Genomic DNA, 248 nt, shown 5'->3' with positions numbered 1-248 from the left:
AAGAAGTAGTCGGTATCTCGATACCCATACCCCATTCGCTTGATTAGCTTTATCTTGTTGTTTATCCCTTCTAGGGTGCAGGTGTTTAGCGGATAACTTGCCGATGCGATAATACCGTGAAGATAAGGACTCAGTTTTCGTGCGAACTCTTTCAATGGCTTAATTCCACTCTCTTGTACTTGTGCCCACCACGCCTCCCAGAGCCCTTTAGCATGTGCTTCTGATTCACAATACCAAAGCTCTTTGAG

The 248-nt window shown here is 45.2% G+C and carries 1 protein-coding gene; it reads right to left on the bottom strand.

Annotated elements, in window-relative coordinates; translation table 11 throughout:
* On the bottom strand, positions 1–248 hold a 248-nt coding region (locus AB4558_RS19150), incomplete at both ends, for a transposase (protein WP_372159010.1).

This window comes from Vibrio sp. 10N.222.51.C5 (assembly GCF_041474575.1).
GTDB lineage: Bacteria > Pseudomonadota > Gammaproteobacteria > Enterobacterales > Vibrionaceae > Vibrio > Vibrio crassostreae_C.
This window is presented reverse-complemented; position numbering and strand designations above follow the sequence as displayed.